At 61.2% G+C, this 15107-nt stretch carries 15 protein-coding genes; 4 read left to right on the top strand and 11 right to left on the bottom strand.

Features of this window, described 5'->3' with window-relative positions:
- Window positions 1-6: 6 nt before the first annotated feature.
- The 5 genes from K0F88_RS13655 to K0F88_RS13675 all read right to left on the bottom strand — a co-directional run bounded on the left by K0F88_RS13655 (window position 7) and on the right by K0F88_RS13675 (window position 5009).
- The gene (locus tag K0F88_RS13655) at window positions 7-1317 is read right to left on the bottom strand and encodes an MFS transporter (protein ID WP_219095381.1); all 1311 of its coding nucleotides are present in this window, start codon (window positions 1315-1317) and stop codon (window positions 7-9) included.
- A gap of 172 nt (window positions 1318-1489) precedes the next feature.
- Window positions 1490-2638: a galactonate dehydratase gene (gene dgoD, locus K0F88_RS13660; protein ID WP_008152275.1), complete on the bottom strand. Its 1149-nt coding sequence runs from the start codon at window positions 2636-2638 to the stop codon at window positions 1490-1492.
- A 63-nt stretch (window positions 2639-2701) separates the two neighbouring features.
- On the bottom strand, window positions 2702-3322 hold the full coding sequence (locus tag K0F88_RS13665) for a 2-dehydro-3-deoxy-6-phosphogalactonate aldolase (RefSeq protein ID WP_219095382.1): 621 nt from the start codon (window positions 3320-3322) through the stop codon (window positions 2702-2704).
- Between the two features lie 19 nt (window positions 3323-3341).
- On the bottom strand, window positions 3342-4334 hold the full coding sequence (locus tag K0F88_RS13670; protein WP_094468476.1) for a 2-dehydro-3-deoxygalactonokinase: 993 nt from the start codon (window positions 4332-4334) through the stop codon (window positions 3342-3344).
- 192 nt (window positions 4335-4526) lie between these two features.
- On the bottom strand, window positions 4527-5009 hold the full coding sequence (locus tag K0F88_RS13675) for a GNAT family N-acetyltransferase (RefSeq protein ID WP_219095383.1): 483 nt from the start codon (window positions 5007-5009) through the stop codon (window positions 4527-4529).
- Window positions 5010-5173: 164 nt separating this feature from the next.
- Between K0F88_RS13675 and K0F88_RS13680 the strand changes: the two genes are divergently transcribed.
- The 4 genes from K0F88_RS13680 (at window position 5174) to K0F88_RS13695 (ending at window position 7863) form a co-directional block, all read left to right on the top strand.
- Window positions 5174-5851 (top strand): HD domain-containing protein, encoded by a 678-nt coding sequence (locus tag K0F88_RS13680; RefSeq protein ID WP_094468477.1) that lies wholly within the window; start codon window positions 5174-5176, stop codon window positions 5849-5851.
- 88 nt (window positions 5852-5939) lie between these two features.
- On the top strand, window positions 5940-7145 hold the full coding sequence (locus K0F88_RS13685) for an MFS transporter (RefSeq protein ID WP_094468478.1): 1206 nt from the start codon (window positions 5940-5942) through the stop codon (window positions 7143-7145).
- Between the two features lie 84 nt (window positions 7146-7229).
- Complete coding sequence (locus K0F88_RS13690; protein ID WP_094468479.1) at window positions 7230-7568, top strand: hypothetical protein; 339 nt, start codon at window positions 7230-7232, stop codon at window positions 7566-7568.
- A 40-nt stretch (window positions 7569-7608) separates the two neighbouring features.
- Entirely contained in the window at window positions 7609-7863 is a 255-nt protein-coding gene (locus K0F88_RS13695; protein WP_094468480.1) for a hypothetical protein, read from the top strand.
- A 118-nt stretch (window positions 7864-7981) separates the two neighbouring features.
- Here the strand turns inward: K0F88_RS13695 and K0F88_RS13700 are convergent, their stop codons facing one another.
- The 6 genes from K0F88_RS13700 to araG all read right to left on the bottom strand — a co-directional run bounded on the left by K0F88_RS13700 (window position 7982) and on the right by araG (window position 15047).
- On the bottom strand, window positions 7982-8911 hold the full coding sequence (locus K0F88_RS13700; RefSeq protein WP_219095384.1) for a PfkB family carbohydrate kinase: 930 nt from the start codon (window positions 8909-8911) through the stop codon (window positions 7982-7984).
- Window positions 8904-10370, bottom strand: a complete 1467-nt coding sequence (locus K0F88_RS13705; RefSeq protein WP_219095385.1) for a cytosine permease — start codon at window positions 10368-10370, stop codon at window positions 8904-8906. The genes K0F88_RS13700 and K0F88_RS13705 overlap by 8 nt, the downstream gene beginning before the upstream one ends.
- Window positions 10371-10592: 222 nt before the next feature.
- Window positions 10593-11591 (bottom strand): ADP-ribosylglycohydrolase family protein, encoded by a 999-nt coding sequence (locus K0F88_RS13710; RefSeq protein WP_094468484.1) that lies wholly within the window; start codon window positions 11589-11591, stop codon window positions 10593-10595.
- Window positions 11588-12301 (bottom strand): GntR family transcriptional regulator, encoded by a 714-nt coding sequence (locus K0F88_RS13715; RefSeq protein ID WP_219095386.1) that lies wholly within the window; start codon window positions 12299-12301, stop codon window positions 11588-11590. The genes K0F88_RS13710 and K0F88_RS13715 overlap by 4 nt, the downstream gene beginning before the upstream one ends.
- Window positions 12302-12524: 223 nt before the next feature.
- On the bottom strand, window positions 12525-13493 hold the full coding sequence (gene araH / locus K0F88_RS13720; RefSeq protein ID WP_010461824.1) for an L-arabinose ABC transporter permease AraH: 969 nt from the start codon (window positions 13491-13493) through the stop codon (window positions 12525-12527).
- A gap of 9 nt (window positions 13494-13502) precedes the next feature.
- Entirely contained in the window at window positions 13503-15047 is a 1545-nt protein-coding gene (gene araG / locus K0F88_RS13725) for an L-arabinose ABC transporter ATP-binding protein AraG (protein WP_219095387.1), read from the bottom strand.
- Window positions 15048-15107: the final 60 nt, after the last annotated feature.

Genomic DNA, 15107 nt, shown 5'->3' on the forward strand with positions numbered 1-15107 from the left:
CTGCCACTACAACTTGATACGCTCGACCTTGCCGACCAGCAAGATGTAGGAAAGCGCGCCAATCAATGCAAGAACCGAGATGTAGGTGATCGCCGGGGCAAACGAATCGCCGGTCGCCAGGAAACCGATGACAATCGGCGTGGTAATCGCCGACAGGTTGCCGATGAAGTTGAATACCCCACCGGTCAATCCGAGCAGCCGCGCCGGAGCGAGCGTTGACACCAGCGACCAGGTGATCGAAGCCAGCCCGTTACCGAAGAACGCCAACGCCAGGAACGCAATCACCAACGGTGTCGATTCAACGAAATTGGCACCGATGATCGAGGTGGAGATCAGCAAGCCGCCGATGATCGGCAATTTGCGCGCGAAGCCCACCGTGTAGCCGCGACGGATCAGGAAATCGGAGAAGAACCCGGAACACAGCACGCCGACGAAGGCGGCGAGAAACGGCAGCGACGCCAACAGGCCGGACTTGATGAAGTCCATGCCGCGGTATTTCACCAGGTAGGTCGGGAACCACGTCAGGAAAAACCACAACGTCGAGTTGAGGCAGAACTGGCCGAGGTAGATGCCCCACAACTTGCGCTTGGTCAGGACGATGCCGAGGTCGGTCCAGCTGAATTTCGCCTTGACCTTGGCTTGTTCGGCCTGGATATCCACCAGCCCTCCACCTTCGCGGATCAGCTCGATTTCGGCGTCGTTGGCACCCTTGAAATCCCGTGGCTCGCGATACACCGCGTACCAGATCACCGCCCAGAGAATACCGACCGCGCCGGTGCTGACAAACACCATGTGCCAGCCAAACTCATGCTGCAGCCAGGCGAGTACCGGCGTCAGGAACGCCAATCCCACGAACTGCCCGGAGGTGTAAAAACCAATGGCCGTGGCGCGTTCCCGTTCCGGGAACCAAGTGGTGACCACCCGGCTGTTGATCGGGTACGCCGGCGCTTCCAGGGCGCCGACGGCCATGCGCAATACGAACAGCGCGATGAAGCTGGCAGCGAAACCGAGCATCACTGTGGCGATCGACCATAGCAACAAGGCAACGCTGTAGAGGATGCGCGGCGGCACCCGATCCACCAGCCAGCCGCCGGGGATCTGCATGGCGGCATAGGTCCAGCCGAACGCCGAGAAAATCAGCCCGACGTGGATCGGGTCGATGCCCAGTTCGCTGGTCAGCGCGGGGGCGGCGATGGACAGGTTGCTGCGGTCGAGGTAGTTGATGACCACGGTGATGAACAGCAGCACCATGATAAAAAACCGCTTGCGGCTGGGCGCCACCAACGACGCCTGCCCGGTAAGGGTTTGCGGTTGCATGGGGAGTGCCTCTTCTTATGTTTATTGAGGTCGATATCAAGACTTGCGCGAATCCCTTGTGGGAGCGGGCTTGCTCGCGAATGCGGTGTGTCAGCCGACATCAATGTTGAATGATGGATCGCATTCGCGAGCAAGCCCGCTCCCACAGGGATTGAGGTGAGTCAGGGAGCACTCACCACTCAGCAAAACTGCCATCGGCATGGCGCCAGATCGGGTTGCGCCAGCGGTGGCCGACAGCGGCGCGTTCGATCACGTATTCCTCGTTGATCTCGATGCCCAGGCCCGGGCCGTTCGGGATCTTCACGAAGCCCTTGTCGTAGTCGAACACCCGCGGATCTTTCACGTAATCGAGCAGGTCGTTGCTCTCGTTGTAATGGATGCCCAGGCTCTGCTCCTGAATGAACGCGTTGTAGCAAACCGCATCCAGTTGCAGGCACGCTGCCAGGGCAATCGGGCCCAACGGGCAATGCAGCGCCAGCGCCACGTCGTAGGCCTCGGCCATGTTGGCGATCTTGCGGGTTTCGGTGATGCCACCGGCGTGGGACGCGTCCGGCTGGATGATGTCGACATAACCTTCGCTGAGCACACGCTTGAAATCCCAGCGCGAAAACAAGCGCTCGCCAAGGGCAATCGGGGTGCTGGTCAGCGGCGCCAGTTCCTTCAGCGCTTCGTAGTTTTCGCTGAGCACCGGCTCTTCGATAAACATCAGTTTGTACGGGTCGAGTTCCTTCATCAGCACCTTGGCCATGGGTTTGTGCACCCGGCCATGGAAGTCGACACCGATGCCGACGTTCGGGCCCACCGCGTCACGCACGGCGGCAACGTTGGCCAGGGCCAGGTCGACTTTCTCGAAGGAATCGAGGAATTGCAGCTCTTCGGTGCCGTTCATTTTCACCGCGGTGAAACCACGCTCGACCGCTTCTTTCGCCGCGCGAGCGGTGTCTGCCGGGCGGTCGCCGCCGATCCACGAATACACGCGAATCTTGTCGCGCACCTGGCCACCGAGCAGGTCGCTGACCGACACGCCCAAAGCCTTGCCCTTGATGTCCCACAACGCCTGATCGATACCGGCCAGCGCGCTCATGTGGATCGCGCCACCCCGGTAGAAGCCGCCGCGATAGAGCACGGTCCAGATGTCTTCGATGTTGCGTGGGTCTTTGCCGATCAGGTAGTCGGACAATTCTTCAACGGCAGCCGCCACGGTGTGCGCGCGGCCTTCGACCACGGGCTCGCCCCAGCCGGTCACGCCTTCGTCGGTTTCGACCTTGAGGAAGCACCAGCGCGGCGGAACGATGAAGGTAGTCAGTTTGGTGATTTTCATCTTGTGCTCTCTTTTTATAAGTGCAGCTCTTATAGATGCAGCGCGCTCGGCGCCAAAAAAGTCTTAATGCAGAGCGTTCCATGCAGCGACATAGGCCTTGGCGTTTACCGCCACTTCCTCAGGCGTCATGCCCGGTTTGAACAACCCGGAACCGAGGCCGAAGCCTTTGACGCCAGCGTCGATAAACACCTGCATGTTGTCCGGTGTGATCCCGCCGACCGGCGCCAGAATCGTTCCCGCAGGCAGTACCGCTAGCCAGGCTTTGACGACTGCCGGCCCCATCTGCTCGGCGGGGAACATCTTCAGCACGTCCGCCCCTTCGGCCAGCGCGGCAAAGGCTTCGGTCGGCGTGGCAACGCCCGGCGACAGGTATAACCCCGCCGCTTTTGCAGCGCGCAACACCTTGGCATCGCTGTGCGGCATGACGATCACCTGACCGCCCGCCGCTTTCACTTGTGCGACCTGTTCCGGTGTCAGCACCGTACCGGCGCCAATCAGGCAATCGGCGGGCAAGGTACTGCGCAGGATGCGAATACTGTCGTAGGGCTCAGGGGAATTGAGCGGCACTTCGATGACGCGAAATCCAGCGGCGTAAAGGACTTCGCCAATGGCGGCCGCTTCTTGCGGGCGCAGGCCACGCAGGATCGCGATCAGACCGTTTTGCGCCAGGGCTTGCTTGAGCATGTCAGACCTCCAGTCAGGTTTAACGGGATGGGTGTGCGGCGATCAGTCCGGCGGCGACCGCCAGTTGCCACAACCCGCGCTCGGTGGCTTGTTCGGCCAGGGTCACGCGGGCAAAACCACAGGCATCGAGGGCCCGGCTGTAGCGCGCGCAGAGTTGGGAATTACCAATGAGGATGATCGACGGCAGATGAACGCTGTTGCGTCGGCTTCGCTGAACGTTGGCCAGCGCCGACAGCTCATGGCCGATCAGCAGGCCGGACAAATAATCCGGTTGGGCGGTGGCGCTGAGTTCACCGGTCAACCCCAGGCTGCGGGCGCTGAACAACGTCGACAACGGCCCGATCTCGCCCTCCGCCGACAGCGCCACTTGCACGCCGCGATCAAACGCCTCGCCATCAAACGACGCGCCCTTTTGCTGGGTACGCCCGAGAATGCTGTGTTCACTGAGCACGGCGAAGATCTCGCCGGTCATGAAGGTATCGAAATGCACGATGCAACCGGCGGCCACCTCCACCCATTTCGAATGACTGCCCGGCAGGCCGATCAACAGATCACGGCCCTGCTCGATCGGTAGACTCTGCAAAACACCGAGCACCTGGGTTTCTTCGCCGCGCATTACGTTCGGCAAGCGCGAACGCTGAATCACGCCCGGCACAATGTGCACATCAACACCGCGAAGACTGCGAAGGGTTTGTAGGGAAGTTCCGAGATTGGCGACGTTCGCCGGTGTATCGCAGTAGGCCGCTTCGCGCCAGCCCTGGGCGCTGCCGACCATGCCACAGGCAATCACCGGCAAATCCGGCTGCGCGTCGAGCCAGTCACCGCACGCCTCGTCGAAGGCCAGTTCAAAACCGTCGGCACATGCCTGACCGTTGATGATTCGCGGCGTCCGGGGCAGCTGCATGATCCCGGACGACAGCGAACGCTGTTCCAGCACCTGGCCACCCGCGGCGAGTTTGTAAGCACGTAATGAGGTCGTCCCCCAATCGAGCGCGATCAATTGCGCCAGCATCGCTTCACCTGTTTTGTTTATTGGCAGTGAGTGAGCTGGACTATAAACCCTGACGCGGAGAAATCTCAATATATAAATATCACTCCCATATATTGGGACAATATCAAAAAAAATATCGCAGCCTTCGACGTCCCCTGTAAATCGAGTCAGGAGTCGCCGAAGGCTGCGATATTTAACAAACCCTGCTGGAGATCAATTGCCCTCAGCAAACTCGCGCAACACCTTCCCATCCATCCGATACCGGACCCATTCTTCCTGCGGCTGTGCCCCCAACGACTTATAAAATTCGATCGCCGGTTTGTTCCAGTCCAGCACGCTCCATTCGAATCGCCCGCAGTCATTGGCGCAGGCGATTTTGGCGAGGTGGCGCAGCAAGGTTTTACCGGCGCCGCCACCGCGCTGTTGGGGGGTGATGTAGAGGTCTTCGAGGTACAGGCAGTTGCTGCCGAGCCAGGTTGAATAGCTGAAGAAGAACACCGCGAAGCCGATCGGCAGGCCGTCGCGCAAGCAGATCAGGCCGTGGGCGGTGGCGCCTTCGCTGAACAGGCTGCGTTCGATGTCCGCGACGCTGGCGATGACTTCGTGGCGGGCACGTTCGTAGTCGGCCAGTTCAGTGATGAACCCGAGGATTTGCGGTGCATCGCTGGGGGTCGCCGGGCGGATCTCGATCGTCATGGACGGGCCTTTGTCGAAAGTTGAAAACGCCATACTAAGTCGGCGCGTGGCGCTCGTCACACTGGAAATTCAAAGCTGATCCATGGAGCATGTGTATCCGCTGCTCGGCAGCTGCTACAGGGTTGCGTTGCTGACAAATACGTTTTTCACTTAACAGGATGTTTATGACCACTGATGCTTTTGCGCCGCTGCAAACGCTCGCCGCTGAGCTGCTCCCACATGCGCTGGAACCCTCGGAGGATGGCGCTCACGATCTGTCCCATCTGCAGCGGGTGTGGCACAACGTGCGCACGCTTCATGCTGAAGAAGGCGGCGATCTCGACGTGTTGCTGGCGGCGGTGCTTTTGCATGACTGCGTGGCGGTGGAGAAGAATTCGCCGCTTCGTTCACAGGCTTCACGCCTGGCCGCCGAAAAGGCGTCTGTCGTGCTGGCCAACATGAATTGGCCAAGCACAAAAATCAAAGCGGTCGCCCATGCCATCGAAGCCCACAGCTTCTCCGCCAACATCACCCCGACCTCGCTCGAAGCGAAGATCATGCAGGACGCCGACCGCCTCGACTCCCTCGGCATGCTTGGCGTAGCGCGTACGTTTTACATCGCCGGGCGCATGGGCAGCGCGTTGTACGACCCGCAAGACCCGGAAGCGAGAGCGCGGGACTACGATGACAAGCGTTTTTGCCTCGATCATTTCCAGACCAAGCTGCTGCACCTGGCGGACGGTTTCCAGACGATGACCGGCCAACGGCTGGCGCGCGTCAGGCATGAGCGCCTGAAGGGTTTCATGGACCTGTTCAAGGAAGAAATCGGCATACCCCGAGCGCATTACTCCGGCCCGCACTAACCCTGGCATCGATAACCTCGGACCTAACAATGTCGATGTGCGTGGTAGATAGAGGGATAACGCCTTTATCGGGTCAAGGAACCGCGTCATGTCTAACGCACCGCCCCACGTCTCAAGCAGGTTGTTCGGCCTGTTTTGCCTCGCCAGTTATTTGCTGTCGCTGTCCTATGGCTCGACGTTTTTGTTGTCCCTGTTGATCGGCTCACGGGGCGGCAACGAACATGATGCCGGCAGTGTGATTTCGGCGGCGATGCTCAGTACGTTTGCGGCGGTGATTGCCTCCGGGCACCTGTCTGATCTGCTCGGCGCGGCGCGTTCGATTGCGCTGTTCGGCGTGCTGTTGGTGGCAGCCAGTCTGGGCTTCGCGGTGACGCCTGGATTCGGCAATCTGTTGCTGTTTTTCGGACTGCTACTGGGGCTGGGTTGGGGCGTGTTCTACACCTTGGGGCCGATTATCGTGGCGAGCCTGGTGACGCCCGCCCAACGCGCAAAGTACTTCGCGCTGCTGTCCGGCAGCATGATGACCGGGATCGGCAGCGGTCCGTTGTTGGGCCGCGCCGCCAGTGCGCTCGGCTATCCGGTGACCGCAGCGTTTTACCTCGCGGCGCTGGCCAGTCTGATCGGCGTGTTGCTGTTTTGGCGGCTGGATACTCAGCTGAAAAAAGCGCCCTCGCCTGCCACCACCGTCGCGCGTATTTCCTGGCGCGCCACCGCCCAGGTGCTGTCGTCCAAAGCAGTATTCCCTATCATCATGGTCGGCCTCGGCGGGTGTGTATTTGGTGGCCTGTCGAGCTTTCAAACCAGTTACGCAGCGTCTCGCTCGCTGGATTACTCGCTGTTCTTTTTCGGTTTCATGGGCGCGGCGATCAGCAGCCGGATGTTGATTGCCGGTTTCGTGGTCAAGCGCGATCCGTTGCGCGCATCCTGCCTGCTGTCGGGGCTGATGATGGGCTCGATTGTGCTGTTCGGTTTCGTGGTCGACAGTGGGTTCAGCTACGTGCTTGCGGCGATGATGCTCGGAGTCGGTTACGGGCTGACGTACTCGGTGATCAATGGCCTGGCGGCGAACGAAGCGCCGCACGGCACCACGTCGCAATCGTTGTTGCTGTTCAGCCTGTCGTACTTCATCGGCGTGTTCGGTTTTCCGTTGCTGGCCGGGAAGATCATCGTCGAACACGGAATGACGACACTTCTGCTCACAGTTCTCGCCGTAGCGCTGTTGAACTGGCTGATCACCGTGGGCCGCCTGATCTGGCGCCGGGTCGTCAACGCCAGATCGCTTCAGCAAGCCTGAACCGTTCGTCGTTCATCAGGCACCAAACCAAATCGAGGGCGGACCAACTTCAGGTAAGGACTCTAATTGAATGGAGACGACACCATGATCACGTCCCGCTTGACTGCCCTCGCTCTCGCCACGCTGCTGTCCTCTGCCGCTTTCGCGGCGACCACCGCCACCGGCACCGGCCCGACCAACCCGGTCGAAGGTCAGAAAAATCCGACCACCCAAGGCTCGCCCGGCATGAACACCAACGGTACGGGCGTGGACAGCAGCCTGCCTCCGTCCACGGGCACGGACCCACGGATTCAGGGCAACGACGCGGGCCGTCAAGGTGGAATGAACACGCCGGACACCCAGACACCGGATAACGCCGGCGCCGGCATGGGCTCGAAAACCACCACCGGTGGCTCGGGTTCCGAAGGCGGCGCCAGCCAATAATTCGCCCACGCGATCTATCCACATCCATGAAGAGGTAACCATGAACGTCGATAAAAACCTTGAGAAAGAAGTCCTGACCCGTCTGCTGCACGCCCACCCAGGTGGCTTGGGCAAGGAGGTCCTGGACAATTACCGGGGGGAGAAAGTCGTGGCCAGCGCCCTCGCCACGCTGCAGGATCGCGGGCTGATCCAGCACGGGCATGTGACCTGCAACGAGGCCGGCGAACACTCGCTGCAACTGCCGATCAAACTCAGCGCTGCTGGGGTTGAGGCGGCGCGAAAGCTGGACGTCTAACAAGATGAATCAGGTCGCAGTCGTGCGCGGCTGCGACCGTTTGAGGAAGGCTGGTCAAGGCTGACTCAAGTATTGAATTTAATGGCTTCATCGCGAGCAGGCTCGCGATGGCGGTAGATCAGGCGCCAAAAGTCTTGCGGATCAACTCATCCACTTCGGCGGTACCCGGCGATGTCGCCGGCCCCCACCGAGTGACCGCCAGCGCCGCAGCGGCATTCGCCCGCCGCGCCGCTTCACCCGGCGACAACCCTCGCGCCAACCCGGCCAGAAACACCCCGGCATGGGCATCGCCGGCACCATTGCTATCCACCGCTTCAACGTTGAAACCGGGCACATGTTCTCGCTCACCGCGCTGACTGATCCAACACCCTTGCGGGCCATCGCGCACCACCATCAACACCTCGGCCGGAAGATGATCGGTCAGCCTGTCCAGCGCCTCGGCAATGTCCGACGCCCCGGTAAACCGTAGCGCCTCGACACTGTTGCTGGTCCACACATCAATGCGCGGCAACAACATCTGCATCAACGGTGCATTCGGCGAATCCACCAATGGGCCCGGATCGAACACCACATTGACCGCTTCCGGCAAACCCAGCACCCAGTCCACCAGCGCCTGGGCCTTGCCGACATGCAGCAGACTGTAGCCGCTGACGTAAACGTAGTCGCCCGCCACCGCCGGCACGTTTGCCAGGTCCTCGACAGTCAATTCGCCCTCGGCGCCGATGTAGGAAATGAAACTGCGCTCCGCCGACGCATCGGTCACCGCAACGCACAATCCCGTATCCCGTTCGGCCTTGTGTGCGATGCCGAGTTGAATGCCTTCGGTCTTCATCGCCTCACGGGCCAGGTCGCCGAAACGACCGGTGCCATGACGACCGAGGTAGACCACCGGCAGCCCGTTACGCGCAGCGGCGGCCATCACGTTAAACCCTCCGCCGGCTTCGAAACTGGCCGATTGCGCCAGCACGTCGCCGCCCGGTTGAGGCAGTTTATCCACGGCCATGACCAGGTCGATGATGACCTGGCCGGTGTGCAGCAATCTAGGCATGAGCGTTCTCGGTCATTGCGGCACGACGATCCCTGGCCCCACCGAGTACAAAATAAATCCCGCCGGCCACCAGGAACGTCACGATCCAGCCGAGGCCGTTATGGCCCAGCCACGAATCGGAAAGAAAACCGCGGAACCAGACGTTTTGTTCGGTGGTGCCAATGGTGGTGAAGCTGAAACCCAGCACGATTGCCAGCACCCACGCGCCAAACGCGCGCCATTCGATACCGCCGTTGTACCAATAGGCACTGCTCGGGCTGACGTCCAGCAAGTCGTTGGGGCTGTAGTAATGACGATGAATCAGGTCAACGACGAAGATCCCGACCCATGCTGTGATCGGCACCGCCAGCAGCGAAATGAAGGTAATGAAGGGGCCGTAGAAACTGTCGGCGATCAGCATGAAGTAGATCGAACCGGCGAAGATCGCGACGATGTCGACCACCACGGCGTAGACGCGCTTGACCTTCAAGCCCAGGGTCAACGTGGTCAAACCGGCGGAATACACCGACAGGTTGTTCGACAGCAGCAGCCCGCCGAATGCGGTGATCAGATACGGCACGGCCATCCAGGTCGGCAGCATGTCGCGGATCGCGATGATCGGGTCGGTGGCCGACGCCAAGTCGTTGTTGCCCACCGACAGCAGGCCGCCGAGGGTGATCAGCAACACCAGCGGAATCCCCGCACCAAAGGCCGCCGACGCGACCAGGCGCACGGCTTTGACGCTGCGGTGCTGATAGCGCGACATGTCGGCGCCGGCGTTGGCCCAACCGATCCCGGTGCCGGCAGCCATGGTGCCGACGCCGATGATCATCGCGCTCAATGGCGCAGGCGTGGCGTTGAACACCGCGCTCCAGTCGATGGTAGCGCAGAGGAAGCCGCCGACCAGAATGTTCAGCGCGCCGAACACGTAGGTCGCCCACTTCTGGATCACCAGCAAAGTAGCGTGACCGAGGCCGGACACCGACAAGGTCAGCAGCACGAAAATCGCGATGAAGACCAGGGTCAACACCGGTGCGCTTTTGGCCTCAACTGGCGAACCGAACAGGATCGAGCACAGCGACAGCAGCACGAAGGCGGCGGTGGTGGTGTTGACGGTTTCCCATCCCAGCCGCGACATTAGCGAGACCAGCGTCGGGCCGATATTGCCGCGCACGCCGAAGATGGCGCGCGACAGGGTCAGGCTCGGTGCACGACCACGGCGACCGGCGATGGAGATGATGCCGACCACCGCGAAAGAACCCGCAGCGCCGAGGATCGCGACGATGATCGCCTGCCAGATCGCCAAGCCGCGAAACGCCACCAACGTGGCGCCCAGTGGCAGGCCGAGAATGGAAATGTTGGCCGCGAACCAGACCCAGAACAGTTGCAGCGGGTGACCGTTGCACTCCGCTTCCGGCACCGGTTCGATGCCGCGGGTTTCCAGTTGCCCGGCGCTTTGCCCGGCGTTCGATGAACTCATGAAAAATGCTCCTGTTGCCTTTGTTGTGGTTGTGGGCAATGACGGAAGACGAAACTACATCCCGGCGATCCTGGCCGTATTCGTGCGTTCCATTGCGGGGTTATCAATTCAAATACGCGGCGCGTCTATCGCGAGCAAGCTCGCTCCCACAGGTACAGCGTGTACCTTGAGGCTTGCACCTATCCTGTGGGAGCAGGCTTGCTCGCGAAGAGGCCAGTCCGGTCAGCGCAGAACGAGAAGCCCTTTTACCAAAGGCTCCAGCTCCAGATCATTAACGGTTTTGACCTGTTCGATCATCGCCACCGGCCAACTCCCTAGCCCCAGGCAGGCCCCAAGCATCGCGCCGAGAATCGCCGCGATGGTGTCAGTGTCACCGCCCAGGCTCGCGGCCATGCACAGCGCTTCGAAGGCGTTCATTTCACCGACGGCCACTTGTTGCGCCAGGGCAAACGAGACCACCACCGATTCCTGGGACGCCACCGACGTGCCGATCACGTCGTACAGCAGATCCGCCAGCAACGCTTTGTCACTGTCGACGCTGATGGTCCGCGCCCAGCTGATGCGCGAGGCAATCCGCCCGCCCGCCACCCAGTGGCCGTGGCTTTCAGCTTGCTGGGCGATGTGCTGGCCGAGGTTCAAGGCCTCGCCCAGGTCCATGCCGTTGATGCCGGCCGACACCACCGCCGCCACCGCCGCCGCGCTGGAAATTCCCAGCGTGGTGTTGTGGGTGACCTGGCAGGCCTGCACCACGGCGCTTATAAAACGTTCAGGCTGGGCGACATTCGCGGCGATACCGACCGGAGTGATGCGCATCGCCGCGCCGTTGGTGGTGCCGTAGCGCCCCGCTTCTTCCGGCGAGTGGCCGGCGAGGATCATTTCGATTGCGCGTTTGGTCGAAGGGCCGAGCAGGTCTTGCGAACCCTTGGCCTGCATCCCGGCTTCCCATTCGATCAGCCGCTGAGCGAGCACGGCCGGTTCGATCCGGCCCTCACCGTCCACCAACAACTGACCGACCAGAATCGCCTGTTCGGTGTCGTCGGTGATCGAGCCCTTGGGCATGTTGGCGGCGATCGGTTGATCGGGGCCGGCGTCTTGCAGGTCGGTGATCTGGCCGAAGCGCGCCTTGATCTCGGCACGGCTCAGGGATTGCGTCGGCATGCCCAGCGCATCGCCCAAAGCCAGTCCATAGAACGCGCCGAGCGCACGGTCGAGCGCGGTCATTTCGATTCTCCAAATTGCAGGTGCAGGCGAAAGTGCACCGGGTCGAGCAGGCTTTCGACCTGTTCCATGAAACGGTTTTGCCGGTCGTAGGTGGTGCGCAAGGCTTTGAGGAAGACGGTGCCGACCGGACGCCCTAGCAGCTCGGCGTCTTCGGCGTTCAAGGGTTCTGCGCCGATCCATTGATCGCCGCGCTCGCCGATGTAGCCATAGGCGGCCAGGGTGATGGTCAGGGAATTGTCGATCAGACCGACCCGCGGCAGGCTTTCCAGTCCTCCGGTGGCGGGCATCAATGAGCGTTCGAGGGAAACCAGCTTGCCGTCGGTGGAACGGCGGCGCCGGTCGAGGGTGATGAACTGATCGGTGCCGAAGCGCGACATCAGGTCCGGACGCGTGACGGCCTCCAGCCGCAGCACTTCGGTGTTGATCAGCGCCCCGCTGTCGGCCAGCGCTTGCGCCCAGCCGCTGCGTTGATCGAGTACTACACCGTCGAAAGTGACGATGGAGCCCACGCCGCTTTGGGTCGCGATGTAGTTACGTCGTTTCAACTCGGCCAGGGCCTCGCGCAGCGTGCCGCGGCTGACTTTGAATTCTTGAGCCAACTGATGCTCGCCGGGCAACAGAAAGCCGTCCTCCATGAGGCCGCTTTCGATGCGCCGGATGAGTTCGTCGACCACCCGTTGTTTCTTGTCAAATCGTACCTGTCTAATCATGTACAAAGTGATAACCGAAACGGGCTGGACCGAGCAAGGATTATTTAAGGGAGGTGACGGGAGGGTGTGAGTGTTCGCTATAACGATGTGAATCAGATACACCGCCATCGCGGGCAAGCCACGCTCCCACAAGTTTTATGTCGTACCCGGATGATGCGAACGACCAAAAAAACTATAGGAGCGAGGCTTGCCCGCGAAGACGTCAGGCCAAACAGCGCAAATCTCAGCGTTGTTTGAGGCGGTCGATGACGACGGCCAGCAACAAGATCGAACCGCGGATCACGTACTGATAGAAGGTGTCGATGTTCTTCAGGTTCATCGCATTCTCGATAATCGCCAGAATCAACACCCCGGCAATCACGTGCCGGATCATGCCGATCCCGCCGCTCAACGACACCCCGCCCAGCACGCACGCCGAAATCACTGTCAGCTCAAACCCCTGGCCAATCATCGGCTGCCCAGAGGTCATGCGCGACGCCAGAATCACCCCGGCCAGCGCACCGATCACGCCATGCACGGCAAAGATAATGATCTTGGTCCGGTCAACGTTCACCCCCGCCAGCAACGCTGCTTCCTGGTTGCCGCCGATGGCCATGGTGTTGCGCCCGTAGGTGGTGTAATTCAGCAGCCAGCCGAAAAACAGGAAGCACACGATGGTGATCAGGATCGGCACCGGCACGCCGAACAACTGGCCGTTACCGAAGACGAAGAACGACTCCTGCGACACACCCACCGCTTTGCCATTGGCAAAAATGTAAGCCAGGCCACGAACGATCTGCATGGTCGCCAGGGTGGTGATCAACGCGTTGACCCGCAGCTTGGCGATGACGATGCCGTTGATCAGCCCGACAATCAGCCCCATCACCAGCGCTGCACTCACGCCGAGAAAAACACTGTCAGTGTCGCGCATCACCACCGCCGCGACCACGCCGGCACAGGCAATCACCGACCCCACCGACAAATCGAAATGCCCGGACGCCAGGCAATACAGCATGGTGCAGGCGGCGATCCCGGTCGTCGAAATCGCCAGGCCCAGGCCGCGCATGTTCAGCGGCGACAGGAAGTTGTCGATCAGCAGCGTGCACAGCACGAAGATCCCGACCGCCGCCAGCAGCATCACCCAGTCGTCGAGAAAGCGCCGCAGGTCCAGAGGTTTTCGCGCAGTGGGCAGAGCGTTGTTTTGGATGGTCATAGTCACCTCTCAGTTCGCCACGCCGTCAGCGCGTTGGCGCGGCAAAGCCAGTTGCAGCAGGTTGGATTCATTGGCCTCTGCGCGAGACAACTCGCCGCGCATCGCGCCTTCGCAGAGCACCAGGATGCGGTCGGAAATCCCCATCACTTCCATCAGGTCGCTGGACACCACGATCACCGCGATGCCACTGGCGGCCAGGTTATGGATGATCTGGTAGATCTCGGCTTTGGCACCGATGTCGATGCCGCGAGTGGGTTCATCGAGCAGCAGGACCTTCATCGGCATCGACAGCCAGCGACCAAGAATGGCCTTCTGCTGATTGCCGCCGGACAGGTACATGATTTTCTGCTCGGCACTGGGCGTCTTCACTTTCAGCGCCTTGATCTGCTTGTCGGCGTTGCCCTTCTCCCACAAGCCGCGCAACAGGCAGCCGAAGGTGGAATGGGCACCGCGCGCGCTGATGTTGATGTTCTCGGCGACGCTGGCCAGCGGCAGGATGCCTTCCTTCTTGCGGTCTTCGGGACACAGCAGAATCCCGGCCGCAATGGCATCACGAGGGGAACGCAGTTTCACTTCATGACCGCGAAGCTCCAGGCGCCCGGCGGTATTACGCGTCAGCCCGCTGAGCATCCGGAACAGCTCGGTACGCCCCGCGCCCACCAAGCCGAACAGCCCGAGGATCTCGCCCTTGTGCACCTCGAAACTCACCGGTTCACGCAGTCCCGGCCCGAGCAAACCGTCAACCTTGAGCGCCACGGCGCCCCGCTGGCGGCTGCGGTAATCGTAGATGTCCTGAATGTCGCGACCGACCATGCACGTCACCAACTGGTCGTGGGTCAGATCGCTCATGTCCTCGAAGGTGCGCACGTAGCGACCGTCCTTGAACACCGTCACCGCGTTGCAGATGCGGAACACTTCCTCCATGCGATGGGAGACGTAAAGCACTACTTTGCCTTCATCGCGCAGACGTCCGATGATCGCCATCAAGCGATCGATTTCCCGCGCCGAGAGGCTGCTGGTGGGTTCATCGAAAGCAATCACATGCGCGCCACGGGACAACGCCTTGGCAATCTCAACCAGCTGTCGCTGACCGAGGGACAGGCGCCCGACTTTCTCTTGCGGATCGATTTCTTCGGCCAGGCCCTTGAGACAGGCCAACGCTTGCTGACGCAGTGCGCCTCGATTAATCAGGCCGAAACTGGCCGGTAGATGACCGAGGAACAGGTTCTCGGCCACGGTCATTTCCGGGACCAGGTGCAGCTCTTGATGGATCACGGCGACGCCACTGCCAATGCTGTCGGCGGTGGACTTGAAGACCATCGTCTGCTCGCCGATCTGCAGGTCGCCGCTGCTCGGCGTGTAAGCACCGCCGAGGATTTTCAGCAGGGTCGATTTGCCGGCGCCGTTCTCGCCCATCAAGGCGTGAACCTGCCCGGGACGCGCGACGAAGCTGATGCCATCCAGCGCCTTCACCCCGGGAAACGTCTTGCCGATCCCGTTGAAGCGCAGGCTGCCGCCGACGCTGTGCTCATGTGTCTGTACTTGCGCGTGCATAAAACCACCTCATCACACAGATCAGGCGACCCCGTTGCCAGGGCCGCCGATGAAATCAAC

The sequence above is a fragment of the Pseudomonas sp. UMAB-40 genome, assembly GCF_900095275.1.
GTDB lineage: Bacteria > Pseudomonadota > Gammaproteobacteria > Pseudomonadales > Pseudomonadaceae > Aquipseudomonas > Aquipseudomonas mandelii_B.